This is a genomic window from Parapedobacter indicus, from assembly GCF_900113765.1.
In the GTDB taxonomy this organism is placed as follows: Bacteria; Bacteroidota; Bacteroidia; order Sphingobacteriales; family Sphingobacteriaceae; genus Parapedobacter; species Parapedobacter indicus.
This window is the reverse complement of record NZ_FOQO01000003.1, coordinates 292880-314709: the sequence shown is the minus strand read 5'-3', so window position 1 is coordinate 314709 and position 21830 is coordinate 292880. Positions and strand designations below refer to the sequence as shown.

At 48.1% G+C, this 21830-nt stretch carries 13 protein-coding genes; 11 read left to right on the top strand and 2 right to left on the bottom strand.

Features of this window, described 5'->3' with window-relative positions; genetic code table 11:
* Positions 1-2: 2 nt before the first annotated feature.
* From BMZ56_RS07965 to BMZ56_RS07955, 3 genes are all read left to right on the top strand, one after another.
* The gene (locus BMZ56_RS07965; protein ID WP_090626042.1) at positions 3-2297 is read left to right on the top strand and encodes a DUF6259 domain-containing protein; all 2295 of its coding nucleotides are present in this window, start codon (positions 3-5) and stop codon (positions 2295-2297) included.
* A 254-nt stretch (positions 2298-2551) separates the two neighbouring features.
* Positions 2552-3367 (top strand): N-acetylmuramic acid 6-phosphate etherase, encoded by an 816-nt coding sequence (gene murQ, locus BMZ56_RS07960; protein WP_090626041.1) that lies wholly within the window; start codon positions 2552-2554, stop codon positions 3365-3367.
* Between the two features lie 19 nt (positions 3368-3386).
* The gene (locus BMZ56_RS07955; RefSeq protein ID WP_090626040.1) at positions 3387-4853 is read left to right on the top strand and encodes a sodium:solute symporter; all 1467 of its coding nucleotides are present in this window, start codon (positions 3387-3389) and stop codon (positions 4851-4853) included.
* 163 nt (positions 4854-5016) lie between these two features.
* Here the strand turns inward: BMZ56_RS07955 and BMZ56_RS07950 are convergent, their stop codons facing one another.
* Positions 5017-6561 carry a SusD/RagB family nutrient-binding outer membrane lipoprotein gene (locus tag BMZ56_RS07950; RefSeq protein ID WP_090626039.1) on the bottom strand — a complete coding sequence of 515 codons (1545 nt, stop codon included), beginning with the start codon at positions 6559-6561 and terminating at the stop codon, positions 5017-5019.
* Between the two features lie 19 nt (positions 6562-6580).
* Entirely contained in the window at positions 6581-9775 is a 3195-nt protein-coding gene (locus tag BMZ56_RS07945; RefSeq protein WP_090626038.1) for a SusC/RagA family TonB-linked outer membrane protein, read from the bottom strand.
* Between the two features lie 255 nt (positions 9776-10030).
* On the opposite strand from BMZ56_RS07945, the gene def reads away from it, so the two are divergent.
* From def to BMZ56_RS07900, 8 genes are all read left to right on the top strand, one after another.
* Positions 10031-11239 (top strand): peptide deformylase, encoded by a 1209-nt coding sequence (def, locus tag BMZ56_RS25835; protein WP_218146507.1) that lies wholly within the window; start codon positions 10031-10033, stop codon positions 11237-11239.
* Between the two features lie 58 nt (positions 11240-11297).
* On the top strand, positions 11298-12725 hold the full coding sequence (locus BMZ56_RS07930; RefSeq protein ID WP_090626037.1) for a phytoene desaturase family protein: 1428 nt from the start codon (positions 11298-11300) through the stop codon (positions 12723-12725).
* 19 nt (positions 12726-12744) lie between these two features.
* Entirely contained in the window at positions 12745-13992 is a 1248-nt protein-coding gene (locus BMZ56_RS07925) for a YeiH family protein (protein WP_090626036.1), read from the top strand.
* Positions 13993-14139: 147 nt separating this feature from the next.
* Positions 14140-15039 (top strand): sulfite exporter TauE/SafE family protein, encoded by a 900-nt coding sequence (locus tag BMZ56_RS07920; protein ID WP_090626035.1) that lies wholly within the window; start codon positions 14140-14142, stop codon positions 15037-15039.
* 235 nt (positions 15040-15274) lie between these two features.
* On the top strand, positions 15275-17869 hold the full coding sequence (locus BMZ56_RS07915; protein WP_090626034.1) for a TonB-dependent receptor: 2595 nt from the start codon (positions 15275-15277) through the stop codon (positions 17867-17869).
* Between the two features lie 222 nt (positions 17870-18091).
* On the top strand, positions 18092-18739 hold the full coding sequence (locus BMZ56_RS07910; protein ID WP_218146506.1) for a histidine kinase: 648 nt from the start codon (positions 18092-18094) through the stop codon (positions 18737-18739).
* Positions 18726-19439 (top strand): LytR/AlgR family response regulator transcription factor, encoded by a 714-nt coding sequence (locus BMZ56_RS07905; protein ID WP_090626033.1) that lies wholly within the window; start codon positions 18726-18728, stop codon positions 19437-19439. The genes BMZ56_RS07910 and BMZ56_RS07905 overlap by 14 nt, the downstream gene beginning before the upstream one ends.
* Positions 19440-19552: 113 nt before the next feature.
* Positions 19553-21817 carry a cation:proton antiporter gene (locus BMZ56_RS07900; protein WP_245893134.1) on the top strand — a complete coding sequence of 755 codons (2265 nt, stop codon included), beginning with the start codon at positions 19553-19555 and terminating at the stop codon, positions 21815-21817.
* Positions 21818-21830 lie beyond the last annotated feature (13 nt).

Sequence of the window (21830 nt, the reverse complement as noted above, 5' to 3'; positions counted from 1 at the left end):
TTATGATGTTTTATTTATCTGTAGGGCAACGCAGCAAGGTGCTGTCTTTCGCCTTTTTATTGACGGCAATATTCACGAGTCTCGGTGCGGGTTACGCGCAAATTGGCGGAAACGTCGAGCGTTTGTCAAACGGCAAATTTGAGTTGGCATTCAAAAGCGCCAACGGCGAGCTCCAAGAGATGACGTCCGTGAAGGAGCATGCATCGTTTCTGGTCAGCGATATCCTCTCCGGCGGATCGCCCTGGGAGATTACGATCGACGGTGGGGAAAAACCCCTGAATATTGATGCCCGTGCAGCTTCAAATTTTTCCACGGCACAAACTGCTGATGGCTTGAAGTTAATCTGGGCAGGATTTGAAGAGCTTCCCGAGGATTTCCGGGTTACGGTATTGGTAAGCCTGATTCCGGATTCGGCGATGTCTGCCTGGCGCATCCGGGTAGATGGTACCGAAGGAACGTTGATCCGTAAAGTAACGTTTCCGCGTATCGCCGGATTAGCGGACCTTGGCGAAGAAGAGTTGGCAGTGCCCGATTGGATGGGGTCGCTGCTCAAATCGCCGCGTGAGGTAATGAAACCCGGTGGCAGCGGGTTCACCTGGGAATATCCCGGTCATATGTCCATGCAATTTATCAGTTTGTATAACCCGCATCGCACCGGCATTTACCTGGCTTGTGATGATACGCTGGCATATAGCAAGACGTTTACTTTGTTGAGAGATACCACGGGGATGTTGGTTTACGGTGTGAATAACTACCCTTCCTATGAAGAACACGTGTCTTCCTATGAGCCGCCTTATGCTTTTTTAGTTGGCGGGTTCCGGGGCGATTGGTTTACAGCGGCCCAGCTATACAAGCAGTGGGCCGAAAAGCAGCATTGGAGCAGGGACAGCCGCCTCGCCAATGGGAGGGTTCCGGATTGGGTGCAAAGTACCAGCTATTGGGTTTGGAACAGAGGATATGCGTCGAATGTGTTGCCCCCAGCTGTCGCATTGAGCAAACGGCTGGACAGCCGCGTTAGTGTATTGTGGCACTGGTGGCATGGGCAGTCATATGACGATTCTTTTCCCGAGTATTTTCCGCCACGAGATGGCGATAAGGTGTTTAAAACTGCGGTAAGTAAGGCGCAACAGCAGGGGGTCAATGCATTGGTGTATATGAATGCCCTGAAGTGGGGGCCGTCTACCCAAAGTTGGGTAGACGAAGGGGCAGAACGCTTTGCCGTCAAAGACATCAACGGTAATGCGCTCAGCCATGTTTATAATATCTTTACAAAAAAAGCACTGACTTACATGTGCGAAGCAACCGATTTCTGGAAGCAGAAATACGCGTCATTGGTCGATACTGCTGTCAACCACTATGGGCTGGGAGGTGTTTATATGGATCAGGTCTGCCTCAGCACGAGATGCTATGATCCTACACACGGCCATTCCATAGGGGGTGGGAATTACTGGATACAGCATATGGCACGAAAAAACCGGCTAATACGGGCCACCTTTCCGCAGGGCAGTGCCCCAGCATTGGCCGGTGAGGGCGTAGGAGAGAATTGGCTACCTTATGTGGATGTGTTTTTAGCGTTGCAAGTGAGTAAAGAACGCTACGCCGGGGTACACCAATGGCAGACGATTCCACTTTTTCAGAGTGTTTATCATGCGCACGGAATTACATTCGGGAATTACTCGTCGTTGCTAACACCGCCTTACGACGAGAAGTGGCCTCAAGAGCAGGCTCCCGACGATACAGAAACACCATTAGACCCGGAATTTAATACGCAGTTTTTAATGGAACAGGCCCGGTCATTTGTTTGGGGCATGCAGCCTATGATCGCCAATTATCAACCTTTCCTAGACACCATTCGGAAAAAAGAGATCGATTTCATCGACCGATTGGCTCATGTTCGCCAAGCCGGTTTGGACTATTTTGTTTTCGGTGAATTCCTGAGGCCACCACACCTTGCGATTCCTGAAGAAAATATTGCCGTTTCCCGACTTTCGATTTATGCGGGCCGTACCGGAAATGTCACCCGTTTCGAAAGCAAGTTCCCCTCCGTGTATACCTCGGCTTGGCGATCAAAAGAAGGGAAGGTGGCAGTGGCTTTGGCGAGTATCAGCACGCAGGAGTACGATGTGGACTTTGTGTTAAACCCGGCTGAATACCGGATAGCGGATAGCGGTACGATTTATTTATGCGATGAAAATGGAAAGCGTAAGCTTGGGGAGTATCGCGGTAATCAGTCGAGAATCTCGTTTTCATTACCTCCGAGAGGTATTTGTTTTATTGAATTTGTGCCATCTAAATAATTGTGTGGAAACACAGAAATGTCATTGCGACCGTAATCAAAGCGGCGTGGTTCCATTTTTTTTATCTGCAATAAACAAACCATTTTTGCACACAATGACGAGTAAGCAGTTAGTTTGCATGACAATATAATTGTCCATGCATGTGATTCCAAATGAAATAATTTAAACAATCCAAACGTTTTTTCTTTACTTTATCGACATTTGGTGGTCGGTGTCGAAATGCTGTGAGACCACATTCATACAACGAGAGCGAGATGACAAATACGACGGAGAAAGAATCAAATTACCGAGATTTAGACAAGATGACGGTTGGTGACTTGTTGGCGAACATCAACAACGAAGACCAAACGGTAGCGCTGGCCGTACAACGGGCCATCCCGCAGATCGAGCGGTTGATCGAAGCGACGGTATCTTCCATGAAGAACGGGGGCCGGCTGTTTTATGTAGGGGCTGGAACAAGCGGTAGGCTGGGGATTTTGGATGCCTCAGAGTGCCCGCCTACGTTTGGTGTGCCTTATGACTGGATTATTGGCATTATCGCTGGAGGTGATACAGCCATTCGAAAAGCTGTTGAATTTGCGGAAGATGACGAGAAACAGGCATGGATTGATTTACAGGAATACGGTATCAATAGCAAAGATGTGGTCATTGGTATTGCTGCATCTGGAGGTACGCCTTATGTGAAAGGAGCGCTTAAGGCAGCCAATGCATCGGGACTGGTAACGGGCTGCATTGTTTGTAACGCCAATTCCGTCATTGCAGTGGAAGCGACGTATCCCATTGAAGTTATTGTAGGGCCTGAGTTTGTCACCGGTTCCACTCGGATGAAGGCGGGTACCGCACAGAAGTTGGTGCTCAATATGATCAGTACAACCGTCATGATCCAGTTGGGGCGAGTGAAAGGAAATAAGATGGTGGATATGCAGTTGACCAACAATAAGCTGTTCAGCCGGGGCATTCGGATTATCATGGAAGAGACGGGCATTGATGCACAATCTGCATCGGATTTGTTGGAAAAGTACGGCAGTGTCCGTAGCGCCATCGAGTATTCTCGTGTAACGGATCATTAGTTAAAAGCCCTTCTCCCGGATGACACCTGCAGTCCTTTTTCTTTTTTTGGTTGTTTATTTCAGCTTGTTGCTCGGCGTAGCTTACGTTACCTCACGTAAATCGGCAGACAATGCCACCTTCTTTGTAGCCAACCGGAATGCCAAGTGGTACATGGTCGCCTTTGGTATGATCGGTACGGCTCTTTCAGGTGTGACGTTCATATCGGTGCCAGGGGCCGTCGGCAATAGTGACTTCGGCTATTTCCAGTTTATCCTGGGCAATGCCGTAGGCTTCATCATCATCGCCTATGTCTTGTTGCCTCTGTATTACCGCATGAATCTGACGTCCATCTACACCTACTTGGAAGAGCGGTTGGGGCATCGGAGTTATAAGACCGGCGCCATGATATTTTTGGTGTCACGGACGATCGGATCGGCGTTCCGGCTGTATCTTGTGGCGATCATCCTGCAGTGGTTCATCTTTGACGCCTGGAATGTGCCATTTGTGGTGACCATCGCCCTATGTCTACTGTTGATCTGGCTATATACGAATAAGGGAGGCTTGAAAACGATCATCATCACGGACATGATGCAGACGTTCTTTTTGGTGCTTGCGGTCATCCTTTCCATTTATTTCATGGCGGATAGTTTGGGGCTTAGCCTGGTCGAAACCATCGAAACCGTTAAGGAAAGCAGCTATGCTAAGCTATTTGTTTTTGAGGATTTTCTGGGCAACCGTATCCATTTCTGGAAGCATTTCATTGGCGGCATCTTCGTTACCGTTGCTATGACCGGGCTGGACCAGGATCTTATGCAGAAAAACCTCAGCATGAAAACCATTGGCGAAGCCCAAAAGAACATGCTCTCCTTTACGGGTATATTTGTGGTCATTAACCTGTTTTTTCTCGCAGTAGGTGCGTTGCTGTATATTTATGCCAGTAAAAATGGCATCGATGTAACAGCGTTGCCCACACCTGACTACCTATACCCGGAAATCGCGCTTCATCACCTCACCCTTGTACCCGGCATTATCTTTATGATGGGCTTGACTGCTGCAACATTTGCTACAACGGATTCCGCATTGACGGCATTGACCACCTCCTTCTGTGTAGATTTCCTTAATTTTAACAAGAAGACAGATCCCAACGACACTACCTTGGTGAAAACCCGAAACCGGGTACATTTTGCTTTTTCATTGATCATGTTACTCGTGATCATGGTCTTTCGGGTCATTAATGATGACTCCGTGGTGAATGCCATTTTTACGGCAGCTAGTTATACCTACGGCCCGTTGCTGGGACTATTTGCGTTCGGTATTCTCACCAAGCGACAAGTCGCTGACCGGCTGGTGCCCTATATCTGTCTGTTGTCGCCTTTGCTATGTTACCTGATCAATACGTATTTCATCGTTCCCCATACGGCCTATGCTGTCGGTTTCGAATTGATTATTTATAACGGTGCGCTTACGTGGTTGATGCTGTGGACCACTTCTTCGAGGGGCGAATAAGGCTTATATATCCCGCGCGTATTCATCCGCTGTCTTTTATTTCTCTCCGGTATCCGAAAAGCAAACAATCGCTATTCAATTGAAAAATCCTCAAAATCACCACCACGATCGGTTGGATTTTGAGGATTTGGCTGGGGACCTCTCGCGGTCCTGACCTGTCAATCTATTTGTTCCACCATATCCTGGTCGTAATGATGTCGTCGCCCTGATTGGCAAGCGCATCTTGGTAATTGGAGCGGTTTACACTTTGTTCTTTTGCCGGATAAAATAATCGCTGCGGTATCCCATCGCCGAAGATGGGGTCAAAGCGGTAGATGGTGGTCCCGTTGGATGTGGTACGCTGCCAAACGATATCGTTCGGTTTTACCAAAAATGCAGGATAGCCTGTCCGCCTGATTTCGGACCAGGCTTCCAGCCCCTGAGTGAACAGGGCGAAGTATTTTTGGGTAAGCACTGTTTCACGGTTTGCGGGGGGCAGGCTTCCGGCATACGCTTTGGCGGCTGCAGCAGCGATGCCCCATTTTTCAAGTGAAGCCTGAACACCACTGCGGTATTCCGCATCGCTCCAGTTGTTGTACTCGGCGATGAGAAAAGCCACCTCGGCATATTCCAGCAGCGTCTCACCGAAATCGGCGGCGTTTATCACCGCTCCCGGCAAGCTAATGTCCGTAGGTCCGTTAATGCCCGCAGCTTCCAACGGAAGTCCGTAAGGCTGACCGATGTATTGACCGTTTTGATTGGGTAGCGCGTAAACAGCTAATCGGGGATCCCTGCTATCAAACGGGCCAAGCTCGCCTTTTAATGCATTTACTAATACGTGCGATATCGCGAAATCTTTCCGGTTGGCCGTAACCGTCGCACGGTAAAGCGGAGCTTCATTGGGTGCGCTGGCTGCGTAGCGGAAAATGGCATTATGCGCATTGGAAGTGAATACTCCCTGTGCAATCGCGGCCTCGATGTGCTGGGCTGCCAGCTCGGGTTCTCTTGCCCGAACGCGGGTCGCCAGTCGCAACCGTAGCGAATTGGCAAACCGGGCCCATAATTCGTTGTCGCCTTTATAAATGATGTCTGAAGCGCCAAACGTATTCAGGTTTTTGTATTTCCACAGCGTATCTGCGGCCTGCTGGAGTTCATTGAGCAAGTCTTCATAAATTTTTTGCTGCGAAGCGTATTTGGGTGTATAGTTATCGGGATTCTGTTGCAGGGCTTCAAAATCCGGATCGCCGTTTCCGTAGGATTGATAAGGAATATCACCAAACACGTCAGTGAGCGAATGGAACGTAAACGCTTTCAGTACCCGGCTAATTGCGATCTGATTGGCGTTCGTTCCTGCTGTCCCCGCAGATGCAATTGCTTTGGTATCCTCATCCGTGTTGAGCTGTATTACCTTGTTGAGGTTATTGAGGGCTTTATACGCATCGGCCCAATAGGTATCCGCATAACTCCGGGGGATGTCGTAACGCGACTGGTCCGTGTAGATGTTCTGGCTGTAATATTGCGCAAAGAGCTGGGTGCCCCGCAATGAGAAATTTTCGTTACGGATATTATCAACCAGCTGCTTTTGGGCTGCCAGGATAATGCTCGGTGTAGGGACATTGGCCGGCCGGTTAGGGTCGGTATTGATTTTCTCAAACTCGCTGTCGCTGCATGCACCGAGTGTGACTGCGAGCACAGCGGCCGAAAGGATATTTTTGATTATTATCTTCATGATAATCGGATTTATCGGATTAAAAATTAACAGTGACGTTTAGACCATACGTAGCCGGTACAGGAATACTGCCTCCTTCTATGCCCTGGACATTGCCTCCGCTGTTGGTAAACTCGGGGTCGATGTACTTGCTTTTGGTATAAATGTTCCACAGATTCCGGCCATAAAGACTCACATTTAGGCTCGAAATACCGATGTGGTTTGCCAAGCTGAACTGGTAACCGAGGGTCACCTCGCGAAGTTTGAAAAACGTCGCATCAAAAATGCTGAACGCGGTGGGGCCGTTGTATTCATTGCGTGCCCAATCCTGTGCGGAAATCCGTGTATCGTTGGGCCGGATATTGGCCGTGGTGTAGGTGCCGTCGGGGAGGAAAGTGACGTCTGCTTTTACGCCATCAACCACAACACCGTTTTCACGGATGCCATTTGCGGCGGTACGATCCAGGATGCCTGAATACATTCCCACTTTATAGGTCTGTGAGAAGAAGCTTCCACCCACACGGCCATCGATGAGGAAGCCAAAGGTCAGTTTTTTGAAGCGGAATTGATTTTGGAAGCCGATCAGGTAGTCGGGTAGGACGCTGCCCAGCGGAACTAGTTGGCTTGTTTTTAGGTATGTGCCGTCTTCCTGCACGACACGCTGCCTATCGGGAGTGTATACAAAATCGTATCCCAGTAGCTGTCCGTACGGCTGGCCTTCACGCGCAACGAGTGTAACCAAGGCATTACTCAGTTCCAGGGTATTGACACCTTCGTCAAGCTTATCCACGCGATTTCGGTTGGTTGACCAGTTGACCGTGCTGTTCCATTCAAACCGATCGTTTTTTATGGGAGTGCCGGTAAGCGTCACCTCAACCCCTTTGTTGGTTACCCTGCCTGCATTCAGTATTTTGGCGTCATAGCCGAACGCAGCGGAGATGGGAACCGGCAGAATTTGGTTTTTACTGACGTTATCGTAGTAAGTGGCGTCCAGACTTAGCCTGTTGTTGAAAAATACGAGGTTCACACCTGTTTCCCACGAGCTCGTGATTTCAGGCTTCAGCAATGCATTATTCAGTGTGCCGGAGAGGGCATAGTTCGGGTTTCCAGCGAACGCGGGTAGGGCTTCAAAAACCTGCTGCAACTGGTAGGGATCTGTATCGTTCCCCACTTGTGCCCATCCTACGCGTATTTTGCCGAAGGTAAGAATGTTGCTGTTCCGAAGCGATGGTAGTTCACTGAAAACGAAGCTGCCGGTTACCGACGGGTAGAGAAATGAATTGTCGGAAATGGGCAGGGTAGACGACCAGTCGTTACGTAGGGTTCCATCGATATACAGCATATCGTTCCATCCCGCTGAGAAACTGCCAAAAAGTGAGTATACCCGTTTGTGGTAAAATGCGTTGTTAGTCAGTACTGAGGGAGCATTTTTCAAGTTGTAGTAGGAAGGTACAATCAACCCGCCTTGGGTAATGCCATCGGTAATGCGCCGCTGCTGGTCGCGGATATTGCCACCCACGTTGCCCGACAGCGAAAACTGGCTCCATTGCTTGTTTGCCGTGGCAATAAACTCGTAGTTATATTCATTAAAATGGTTGCTGTATTCCTGGTATTGCGACTGTGAGCGTGAATAAACAGCAATGCGGTCCTGGAATTGGTGGGCATACACATCGCCGTGTACACGTCCGGAAAGATCGAGCCAATCGGTGGCTTGAAGCGTAAGGCCGATGTTACCGTAGAGTCGGTCACGCTTTTCTTCAAGATAACTTTCATAGGCAGACCAGTACGGGTTGTCGATGAATCGCGTTGCCTCTGCCGCTGGCGTGTCTTGGTAGCCGGTACGATTCCATGCGCGTGGCGTGCCATCTGGCCGTTTATATTCCGCAAGTCGCTTATAGTCTACCTGCACACCACCCCATTGGAAGGCTTCGAGGATGATGTTTCGGTTGGAAGCACCCGCCCATGGCCTACCCAGCGTGTTGTTATGGGTATAGCTGAGGTTACTGGATACCTTTAGTCGGCCGAACTGCGTCGATCCGGCGAAGTTCAAGGTGTTTCTGCCCAAACTGGAATTTGGAGTAGTGCCCCTTACGTTGCGATTTGTATAGGACAGGCGATAGGCCGTATTGCCCGATGATCCGGAAATAGCGAGGTTGTTCGTATTGGAAACACCCGTACGGAAGAAGTAGGATACGTCATGCTCGGGGTACTCCCACGGCTGAGGATTCAGGTAGTCGGCCGGGTATTCCGGATCGAGATTGTACCAGTGCAATACAGGGGTGCCATCCAACTTCGGCCCCCAGCTTTCGTCTGCTTCATAGTTAACGATGTTGTATGTCTGCCCGTTGATGGTTGCGGTGGCAAATGAGTTTGTATAGCCTTGTCCATACAGGTGCTGGCGCTTGGGTAACCTAACGATGTTTTCCAGTTCAATGCCGGTATTGAAGGTGATGTTAAATTTGTCTGCACCTTCGCCCTTTTTAGTGGTAATGAGGATGACGCCATTAGCAGCCCGCGAACCGTAAAGTGCGGCGGCAGAAGGACCTTTCAGTACCGAAATATTGGCGATGTCATCGGGGTTAAGATCTTGGATAAGGTTGCCGAAATCTTTGCCCGCGCTACCATTAATCATGGAGGAACTGTTCAGGTCGGTGTTATCTATCGGTGTACCGTCGATGATGTAGAGCGGTTGGTTGTTGCCGCTGATGGAATTGATACCCCGTAGCAACACGCGGGTGGAGCCGCCTAAGTTGCCGCCGGAAGGGATTACTTGAAGACCGGCTACTTTGCCGGATATTGCACCCAAGGCGTTGGCAGGACGGGTAGCTAGTTCTTGGGCGTTGACGTCCTGAACGGCATAACCCAAGGCTTTCTTCGCGCGCGATACACCGAATGCAGTCACGACCACCTCATCGAGATTCTCGGTACTGCTGGTAAGTTGTATAACTAACGGTGGGTCTTGCTGATTCACTGCAATTTCGCGGGGAAAGTATCCTACAAAAGAAAATACCAGCACATCCGTAGGGGATAAGCCTGCGAGCATAAAGGTGCCCTTAGAATCGGTTTGAGCGGAAACCGGTTTCCCTTTGACGGATATGGATACGCCCGCTAGGGGCGAATTGGACTTAGCGTCGACGACGCTACCCGTAATATCAAGTTGCTGACTGAACGCGATCAATGGCACCAGCAGCGAAAAGAGGTATATAAAGATACCTGTACAAGTTGTCTTGTTCATGGATTATTGTTTGAAAATGAATGTAAAGATAAAGTCGTAGAAGCAGGCTGCGGGGTTAGCAGCACATTCGCATTCGTTGCTTTATGGGATGGACGGAAAAATTTGCTGCGGCGTGACGACGCCTTCGAGTAAAAAATGTCTCCATTGTAATAATGTCTATTAAATGAGTCGACAAAAATAATGTATATTTGTGAATTATTCAATGCTTTTAATTATATGACGAAAAAAGTACAATTCGTTTCAAAATTATTGACAATGATTCTAGGGATTTGTTGTTACGTTTTACCATCCAAAGGACAATATAATCCCGACAGCGTTTGGGAGGCTCGCCAGGCGAAACTCGAACAGCTTGGAAAAGATCCCACATCACCGCTGACGGCAGAAGATATTCCACATATACATTATTACGACCCGGACAGTACCTTTCGGGTTGAGGCGCATGTCGAACGGTTGTTTAATGAATCTTCTTTTCGCATGCCAACGTCTGACGGTACCAGTAAGGAATACATTCGATACGCCCGGGCGCGGTTCCATTTACAGGGGGAGGCCAGAGAACTGGTATTGTATCGGAGCTTTGATCTTTTTGCCAATCCCATTTATCGCGACCATCTTTTCTTGCCATTTACCGATTCAACGAATGGTAACGAGACGTATGGGGGAGGCAGATATCTAGATTTGTCATTAGCGGATATCAAAAACGGACGTCTTGTTATCGATTTTAACAACGCCTATAATCCGTACTGTGCGTATAGCAGCGGATACCGTTGCCCCGTGCCGCCTGCGGAAAACAATCTGGCAGCTGCGGTTCGTGCGGGGGAGAAGAAATATACGGGTCAAATAAAAGAACGGCCAAAACCCACAGCGCCCCCACAGCCACTTAACGATAAAGAACGAGGTCTTATCCGTTCGGGTGATACGACGCAATTATTGCGTGTGATCCAGGATACGGTGGCTGATGAAGCCCGTATACTGAAAACGCTATCCCAAGACATTGACCCCAAAGAAGAAACGCTGCCACTGTTGGCGAAACGGATGTATCTTGCGGTGACGGATTCGTTGCATCCTGGGGTAGGTATAGCTGCCCCGCAGGTGGGTATCAACCGAAATGTTATTTGGGTACAGCGATTTGACAAAAAAGGGGAACCATTGGAATTGTATCTAAATCCCAAAATTACCTGGCGGTCTAAATTGCTCCGCAAAGGACTGGAAGGCTGCCTGTCTATTCCCGACACAATGGGGCAAGTACTTCGAAATTATACCATACATCTCACTTATCAGGATATCAAGGGTCATGACCACGAGGAAATGGTGGAGGGTTTTACCGCGGTGATTTTTCAGCATGAAACCGACCACCTGCTGGGTATCCTTTTTACCGACCGACTAGCGGAACAAGAAGCAAATACGTATCATCGCATCAACGAAGAATTAGAAGTATATCTAGCGGAACCGCTTCGAAAGCAGTAGAATTACCCGTTAATACCTTAATTCTTTTTACGTACTTTAGCCCGATAATCGCTTCAGCTTGAGTTTATATCCATCATACGACGCTGTTGTCGTCGGTTCCGGCCCGAATGGGTTGGCAGCAGCTATCACGTTACAGCAGCGGGGATTACAGGTGTTGCTGCTGGAGGCAAAGGGCACCATTGGCGGCGGAATGCGCACGGCGGAGCTGACGTTGCCTGGATTTCACCATGACGTATGTTCGGCTGTTCATCCCATGGGCGTAGCTTCCCCCTTCCTGCGATCTTTGCCCCTGCAAGACTTTGGCCTTGAATACATCCATCCTGAGGTGTTGGCCGCTCATCCATTTGACGATGGTAGCGCAGGTGCGTTATACCAATCACTGGATACGACGGCTATATATTCAGGTACCGATGGCAAAGCCTATCGCACGTTATTCGAGCCGTTGGTAAGAAATTGGCCGCAGATTGATACCCACATTTTAGGACCGATGCTAAAAATTCCAGCCAATCCCTTTAGGTTAGCAGCTTTCGGCTTGAAATCACTTCAATCGGGTAAGCAAATAGCCGCCCGCTTTCAAACAAGGGAATTGCGAGGCCTATGGGCCGGTATTGTAGCGCATAGCATGATTCCCCTGGAAAATCTAACGTCATCGGCCATTGCGTTTGTACTGACTATCGCAGGGCATCGCAGGGGCTGGCCCATACCAAAAGGTGGGTCTCAAAGCATCGCCAATGCATTGGCGAGTTATTTCCAGTCCCTTGGTGGAACGATACGTACCCATACCGAAGTACAAATGCTGGACGACCTGCCGGATGCAAAGGCGGTTCTCTTTGATGTGTCGGCCAAGCAACTGTTAACAATCTGCGGCAACCGGTTATCATCACTCTATCGATGGCAACTGAAACGCCATAAGTATGGCATGGGTGTATTCAAAATAGATTGGGCGCTGAGCGAACCGGTACCTTTCCGATCGGAAGCGGCGCGTAAAGCGGGAACCGTGCATCTTGGCGGAACGTTTGAGGAGGTGGCAAATGGAGAACGGCAGGTATGGCAAGGCAAACATCCAACTAAACCCTTTGTACTTTTTGCGCAACAGAGTATATTTGACGACTCAAGGGCCCCGGGAGGGAAACATACCGGTTGGGCCTATTGCCATGTGCCTAATGGATCTACAAAGGATATGACCCAAGCGATTATCGATCAGGTGGAACGGTTTGCGCCTGGGTTCCGGGATACCATATTGGCTACACATACGTTTAATACCACGGAAATGGAAACATATAACCCTAATTATATCGGTGGGGATATCAATGGCGGTGTTGTAAATATTGCTCAGCTGTTCAACCGGCCGGCATTGCGGTTCTCGCCTTATCGGACATCGGCAAAAGGTATTTATATATGCTCGGCATCAACACCGCCGGGTGGTGGCGTGCATGGCATGGGGGGATACTATGCGGCTATGCAGGTCTTAAAAGATATTTTTTGAATCTAACTAATTCGTTATCATGTCATCAATAAACATCAAACTAACCGAAGATTGGGCTGTGGTCCTTTTGGGTTTTCTAATTATTTTATTGGCTGTTTTGGGCTTGTCCATCCCGATTCCTAGGTATGAATGGAATGACGGTTCGGCATTGGTGTCCTTATTTACGGCTACCAACGCAGTCAGCGTTTTCTTTCAGTTCTTGTTTGCTTATGCCATTGTCATCATCGGCGCGTTCGTTACTGGAAAGTCTGTCAAATCGCAGCTTTTGGGATTTCCCCTTGTATTTGTGTTAACCCTTGGTTCATTGATATTATCTGGAAACCTGTTTTTGAATGAGTTGGGGTTAGAGACGGTCATTTTCAGTTTGTTGATCGGTTTGCTGATCGGAAATTTTTTTAGGCTGCCCCAGTGGTTTAGGAACTCCCTGAATGCAGAATTGTTGGTAAAGATTGGATTGGTACTTTTAGGTACCCGAGTCATTTTCTCGGATATCCTGAAAGCGGGATCTTTAGGCTTGGTGCAATCACTCATTGTTGTCCTATCGGTGTGGTATTTCGCTTTTTGGCTGTGTCGTAAACTGAAAGTGGATGACGAACTGACCATGATGATTTCCAGTGCCGTGTCGATTTGCGGAGTTTCCGCCGCGATCGCAACTTCCGGAGCGATTAAGGGCGATTCGAAGAAGTTATCATATGTGGTTTCAATGGTATTGATTACAGCGATACCGATGATGATTGCCATGCCTTACCTTGCCAAAGTTTTTGGACTTTCGCAGGAGGTTACCGGTGCTTGGCTGGGAGGTAGTATTGATACGACGGGTGCGGTAGTTGCTTCAGGAAGCTTAGTGGGCGAGCGCGCGTTAGAAATCAGCACCATTGTCAAATTTTCGCAAAATGTGCTGTTGGGCATCGCTGCCTTAGCCATTTCCGTGTATTGGACCTATCGGGGTACTCCGAAAGGGGAGCAGGTAGAAAAACCCAGCTTGGGGGTAATCTGGGAACGTTTTCCTAAGTTTGTATTGGGATTTATCGGGGCATCGTTGTTGTTTTCATTTGTCTTGAATGTTGATACCGTAGGTCAAGTGAAGGGTGGACTCAAGGATATTCAAGGCCTATGGTTCGCGTTGGCGTTTACCAGCATCGGTTTGGAAACAAATTTTAAAGATTTATTGGCGCACAATAGCATCAAACCTTTTTGGGCTTTTTTAATCGCTCAATCGTTCAATATATTGATCACGTTGGCTGTTGCTTGGTGGTTGTTTGGGTAATCGCCAAATCGGATCTTCCCAAAAAAGCTGTCGGTTACATTGTTTTTTTAAAATAAGTAGTCTACTTAGTTTATAGATTATAGATATTTCCGTATGTTTGTGGGCTTTTAAAATAAACGCAAGAGCAATAAACATAAGTAAAAATAGATGATTCAATCCGTAAGGGCTAAGGTTATCAATCTCACCGCCAACAGAATAACAGCTAAACACATCTCCATTGGAATGGTTTTGCTCAAGCTTACCTTGATAGGTATTTTGTTGGTGAAATACCTTCCTACTGCCAGCGCAAGTGACTGGCACGTGGATTCTACATTCTTTTGGTTTGTGCTGGCTGGATTTATCGCCCAGATTGTCGACGGTGCACTTGGAATGGCATACGGCGCGACATCGAGCGCCGTATTACTTGGATACGGGCTGCCTCCTAAATTAGCTTCTGCCGCCGTACACTCCGCAGAAGTATTCACAACTGGAGTTTCTGGATTATCACATATTAAATTGGGTAATTTTGATAAGCCATTATTTTTCAAGCTGATTGTTCCGGGGGTACTTAGTGCATCACTGGGGGCGTTTTTACTCGGAACAGTCCTTGATGGCGGTTATATCAAGCCGTTTGTTAATGCGTACCTGCTTATTTTGGGAGTAGTCATCTTGTTGAAATCCTTGCGAAAAAAACTTGAGATAAAGCGAAATGTGAAGCATGCTCCGATATTGGCTGCTTTCGGTGGCTTTTTCGATGCGATAGGCGGGGGGGGCTGGGGGCCGATTGTGACATCCAACCTAATCAGCAAAGGGAATGCCCCTGCCCAGGTCATTGGCACGGTAAACACCGCCGAGTTTTTCGTTACGTACTTTACAGCTGGGATATTGATCTATTTTACCGGGATCCAGAGTTGGCAAATTATCCTCGGATTGATCTTAGGAGGTAGCTTGGCTGCTCCATTGGGAGCGTATGTAACCAAAAAGATTCCACAAAAGGCGTTGTTTATTATTGTGGGATTACTAATTATAATTACTTCGCTCTATTCGTTGTTGAACGTATTCTTTTAATACGTACCATCGTTATTTTTTGTTCACCTCAGCCTGGACTGTTTTATCCGGCTTTAAGCCTATTGAAAAGAAGGAACTCCAGATACGCATATTTTCTTCCTATATTACGCAGTTATTAGTCCTTTTAATGTCTACTAAATCAGTATACTTTTGTTTCGTTCTACACGACTTATATGCTTTGCGATGCATATCTGTTTGGCTGTAGTGACGGTATAAAGTAAAAATCTGATTGTATATGTTAAAACCAATACGTACTCATCTAACAATACTGCGCGTATTCGTCTTTATCGCCTTGGGATTGAAAACAGGGCTGCTTGCGAATGCCCAGGAAACCACTCCATTGATTAATGCGTCCTTTGGCGGCGTGGTGCTGGACGCAGAAAACGGGGAGCCGCTTGCAGGCGCTACCTTGCAGCTTGCGGGTATCACACATAGCACCAAGACGGATAGGCAGGGACACTTTCAATTTGTGACAGGTCAAAATCTGCCTGTAACATTGATTGTTTCATACATCGGTTACATAACGAAACAAGTAGTCGTCACCGAAAGTCCCATAACCATCGAATTGGAGCGCAGCGCTGCAAGCCTGGGCGAAGTGTTGGTTACCTCCCGACGCCGCAGGGAACTGCTGCAAAATGTTCCTATACCGGTTTCGGTAGTCAGTGGCACACTGGCGGAAGAAAGCGGTGCTTTCAATGTAAACCGCTTGAAGGAAATGGTGCCCACTGTACAGTTATATTCGTCCAATCCCCGCAACACGGGATTGAGCATCCGAGGTTTAGGGACAACGTTTGGCCTGACGAACGATGGCATCGATCCGGGAGTAGGTTTTTACGTAGATGGTGTTTACTACGCGCGCCCAGCGGCGACTACGCTGGATTTTATTGACGTGGAACAAATCGAAGTGCTGCGTGGGCCACAGGGGACCCTGTTTGGCAAAAATACCGTAGCCGGTGCGTTCAACGTTACCACCCGCAAGCCCACATTCACGCCGGAAGGAAGGGCCGAACTGAGCTACGGAAATTACGGATTCATCCAGGCAAAAGCATCGGTGAGCGGTCCGTTGAGCGAGCATTTGGCTGCACGTGTGTCATTCAGCGGTACACAGCGGGATGGATTGCTATACAATGTAGCTACACAGCAACGGTTGAATGACCTGAATAACCTCGGACTGCGGGGACAGCTCCTGTATGCACCGTCTGAAGGTTGGCAGGTATTGATAACAGGAGATGCGTCCCGCCAGCGGCCGAATGGCTACGCACAGGTAATTGCCGGGGTGGTGCAGACCCAGCGACCGGCGTATCGGCAGTTTGAGCAGATTATCGCCGATTTGGGATACGAGCTGCCAAGCCGCAACCCGTTCGACCGACTGATTGACCACGATACCCCTTGGCGGTCTGGTCAAGATCTTGGGGGTGTTTCGGCGAACGTGGATGTAAAGGTGGGGCCCGGTACGCTGACCGCTACCACGGCATGGAGGTATTGGAACTGGATGCCTTCAAATGATCGTGATTTCACAGGATTACAGGGGCTTGCGCTTTCACAGGCACCTTCACGTCACGAGCAATGGTCGCAGGAGGCGCGTTGGACAGGTGACCTATCGAACAACCTAAGTGCCGTAATCGGCGTCTTTGCATTGGGGCAGTCGTTAAATGCGGATCCCGCACATACCGAAGAGTCTGGCAGCGACCAATGGCGCTTTTCGCAGAATTCGGAAAGCCCGCTTTGGCAGACGCCCGGTTTGTTGGAAGGATACGGAATCAAGACTTACCCCAGCCTGAAGACGTTCAGCGGGGCGGTTTTTGCCCAGATCGACTGGGCCATTACTCCACAGTTGCGGGTGCTTCCCGGCATCCGGCTGAATTACGACGATAAATCGGTGGACTTTCGCCGTGAAACGTATGGCGGGTTACAAACCGACGACCCAGACCTACTGGCGATAAAAAATGCAGTATACAGCGCACAGGAGTTCGAGGCGAATATCGATGATACCGATGTGTCGGGACAACTGACCGTGGCCTTTAAACCCTCCGACAAGATGAATGCGTTCGCCACATTTTCAACGGGATTCAGGCCGGTTGGTTTGAATCTGGGCGGGTTGCCCAGAGAAAATGGGGAGACCATGCTCGAACTGGCCGTGATCAAGCCAGAAAGCGTGCGTCATTATGAAGTGGGCGTGAAAGCACAGCCTGCACGCAATGTATCACTCGGCCTGACGGTGTACAACACCGACGTGAAAAATTACCAGGCTCAGGTGCAAGCGGCAGACCTTTCTGTAAACCGTGGCTATCTGGCCAATGCGGAGCAGATCCGGGTGAGAGGGCTCGAATTGGATGGGAACGTGAAGTTCAATAATTTCTTTTCGCTCTACGGTTCCTTAGCGTACACCGATGGCATGTATGTGCGTTTTACCAACGCTCCGCCGCCGTTGGAAGAAACAGGCGGTCCCACGTTCAAGGATATCTCGGGCGGACAATTACCTGGTATTTCGGAGTGGGCAGCGTCCTTTGGCGGAGAAGCAACCACAAGAACCACCTCGTTGTTTGGGCAGGAAGGTGAGTTTATCTTTGCGGTAGATGGGTTTTATCGGTCGTCCTTTTCTTCAAGCCCTTCTCCTTCCAAGTACCTGAATGTGGACGGCTATACCTTATTGAACGGACGGACCGGTTTTCGCGCTGCGGAGGGTGTCTCACTGTATCTTTGGGTTCGCAATGCGTTTGACAAGGATTATTTTGAACAATTACTGCCCGGAGCAGGCAATGCCGGGCATTATGCCGGTGTATTGGGCGACCCGCGGACGTACGGTGTTACATTGCGCTACATTTTTTAGTTGGTTACGTTCACTGCATTCACGCATGACTGAGCGCCCTGCTATCGGGGCGCTTTTTTTGTTGATTCCAAATAATGCGGATACTATTTTGGCTTACCCAATCTTTTATTGATTTTTGTGATGGACGATCTATACGTAAGGATGTTTAACCTGCCATTTTCGTTTGTATGGTTTGCACTGCTTATACTCTGCATGGTAGGAATATTTATTTGCTATCGTCGATTGGCTGAATCTAAAAAAGAGATAAGGAGGTTAAACGAGAAGATCGACAAAAGTAAAATGGGTGCTACCGACGCAGTTGCCGACTTGTTTAAATACAAGCTGGATCCACATTTGCTTAAAAATGCGCTGAACGCCATACAGTCACATGCATACCAAAGCTATTATGCGCTGGATAAATTATCCAATGTGCTGGATTATATCCTTTATGAATCAGATACCCGTTTTGTTCGACTAAAAGAAGAAATTGCCTTTGCCGAAAATCTGATTGAAATCAACCGGTTGAAAATAAGTCCGCTTTTTGATCTCCACGTGAGGAAAAAGATTTCCGAGACGTGCGGTGATTTGATGATTGCACCATTTATTTCCATCAATCCGATTGAGAACGCCTTTAAACACGCTGATATTCAAAGCGAAAATTCGTTCATTTCGGTGATTTTTGAGGCGAAGGATGATTTGTTTTTACTGTCGGTTTCGAACAAGATTCAGCCAAATATCGTCGGAGGTGGAGATCAACGCGGAGGCTTGGGAAATAAGGCCTTCAAAAATCGCCTCGACCGGATCTACGATCAGCAGTATCGGTTGACAACAGAAACAGATGGCGATGCGTACCAGGTAAGACTTGAGATTAAACTTCATGCCGAGCATTAGGTGTATACTGGTAGACGATGAACTCCCCGCATTGCAGTATTTGCAGATGCTTTGCAGCCAGTTATCCGAAGTTGAGGTCGTGAAGTCCTTTAATAATCCAGCGAAATTTCTGAATGAATTGGATAGGCTGGATTTTGATGCGTGTGTGTTAGATATTCGTATGCCGGGTGGCAATGGGCTCCAATTGGCTCAACGATTGAAAGACAAGGCCGTTATATTTTCGACCGCATACAAGGAATATGCTTCAGAAGCGTTCGATTTAGATGCTGTCGATTATCTCCGGAAACCTTATCAGCTTGACCGCCTGGAAAAAGCCTTTGCGAAGGCAAGGGATTGGCTGGCGGTGAGAAGATCCACAGCGCATGCGTTCGAACTGAATACCAGCAAAGGAAAAGTTCGGGTGAAGAGCGACGAAATAGCATTCATCGAGGTAGCTGCGAATGACCGGCGAGACAAAGAGATTGCTTACCGGGACGGTAGCTGGTTGCTGGCGAAAAATATTACCTTTGACCAACTCCTCCTGTTATTGCCCAAGAATAGGTTCTGCCGTATTAATCGCAAAACAATAATTGCCGTAGATGCGATCACGAGTTATACCCAGCAATGGGTATCTTGTTCTTTTTCTGGAAGCGGTATGCCGCTCCGGTTTCCATTATCTGCACAATACCGGGCAGATCTTAAAAACCGGATGTCGGGTTAGTCGGTACAAAAAATAAATTTTTCAGTACAAAAAGCACGTAGGGCGGGTTATTATCGGCTGCGAAAATAGTATAATTGATGTTCTGAACTATCAATCATACGGCAACTGGAATAATGAAACTGAAAAATTGGCTTTTTTATTTGTGTGTGATCGGAGGATTTTCCGGGCTTGGGTACTGGATCATTTCAAGGGGCCGACTGCTGGAAAATGGCTCCGAAATGCCGGAACATGTGATGTCGGAAAGTGGGTGGCAGCATTTTCAAGCTTCCATAGGTGCGAATTTAGCCTACCCTTTAGCCATTTTGCTGTTGCAGATTATCGCGATCATTTTAGTGGCCCGGGTATTTGGTATGCTTTTCAGAAAAATTGGCCAACCATCGGTTATTGGCGAGACGGTCGCCGGTATCGTATTGGGTCCATCAGTATTGGGACTCTATTTTCCTGAGTTTTCAGCCTTTTTATTTCCTGTCAGTTCACTGCCTAATTTGGGCGTACTGAGTCAGATCGGCCTAATTCTCTTCATGTTTGTGGTGGGGATGGAGCTCGATCTCAAATTGTTGAGGAAGCAAGCACATGACGCGGTTATTATCAGCCATGCCAGTATCATCTTTCCATTTGCATTGGGGATGGGGTTGGCTTATTTCATTTATCAACAAACGGCGCCGCCGCAGGTACCCTTTCTCTCTTATGCATTGTTTATCGGGATATCCATGAGCATCACCGCTTTCCCGGTATTGGCACGAATTGTACAGGAACGAGGTATTACCAAAACCAAGCTTGGTTCCATTGTGATTACCTGTGCGGCGGCAGACGATATTACCGCATGGTGCCTACTGGCAGCGGTTATCGCCGTGGTAAAAGCCGGATCGCTGGCCAGTGCAGGCTTTACCCTTTTCTTTGCGATTCTGTATGTGATTCTGATGCTGCGGTTCGTTGGTCCATTCATCCAACGTATCGGGGAACTTCATTCCACCAAGGAGCGGTTGAGCAAACCGGTGGTAGGTCTTTTTTTCATGACACTGCTTTTATCAGCATGGGTAACCGAAGTAATCGGTATTCATGCCTTGTTTGGTGCGTTTATGGCCGGAGTAATTATGCCTGCAAACATTAATTTCCGGAATATTTTCACCGAGAAGGTGGAAGATGTGGCGTTGGTGCTGTTGTTGCCACTGTTTTTTGTTTTTACGGGATTGCGTACCCAGATTGGCTTGTTGAACGAACCCGGGCTCTGGCAACTTTGTTTGATCGTGGTTGCCGTTGCCGTGACCGGTAAATTCGTGGGGAGCGCACTTTCTGCGCGGTTTGTGGGGCGAAGTTGGTACGAGAGCTTAACGATCGGTGCATTGATGAATACCCGCGGTCTGATGGAGTTGGTGGCACTCAATATCGGATACGATCTTGGGGTACTGACTCCGGAAATGTTTGCAATTTTGGTGTTAATGGCCCTGTTTACTACTTTTATGACCGGCCCGTTGTTGGATCTATTCAACCGTGTCTTCAAAGCGCGTGAGTCCCGCAGTACCTTATTGACCAAAAAAGACAAGTACAATGTTCTTATTTCTTTCGGAAATCCCTATACCGGAAAATTATTGCTTCGCATTGCGCATATGCTTACCCGAAAATCCAGCGAAAATTCCACGGTCACTGCCCTTCATCTTTCCCTGGGGAACGAATTGAATCACTTTAATTCCGTCGAATACGAGCGCGAAAGTTTTGCTTTACTGGAAGAAGAAGGAAATAAATTAAGACAGCGTTTCACCCCTATTTTTAAACCCACAGATGACATCGATGATGACATTGTTTCGGTTTCTAATGCCGATGATTACGACCTTCTGTTAGTAGGTGTCGGGCAATCTGTGTTTGAAGGGACCGTATTGGGTCGTATTCTGGGATTTACCAGTAAAGTCATTAATCCTGAGCGGATTTATGAAACACTTACCGGTCGGGACAACTTATTTTCGACTGGTTATTTCGATGAGCGGACAAAAAACCTGATCAAAGCCGTTCAGATTCCTCTGGGGATCCTGATTGATAAGGGCATGGACGAATGCCGCGGTGTCATCGTGCCGATATATTCCATCAGTGACAGCTTTCTGTTGGTATACATCCAAAAATTCATTCAGAATGGGGCGGTGCATATTACGTTGTTGGATGCCAACAATGTCATGAAGAACACATTGGAATTTAGAGAAGCGGTTCGTGCAATCGATTATGCCGCGCCTAATCATATTAATTTGATAAATGAACCGGAAATCAGCGCGATCAGACTGGAATCATTCGATTTGATGCTCGTTAGCCTCTCAACTTGGGCGCAACTGACACAGGAAAAGGAAGAGTGGCTTAAAGATATGCCATCCACGATGGTATTAAAACCATAAAATCAGTTTATAC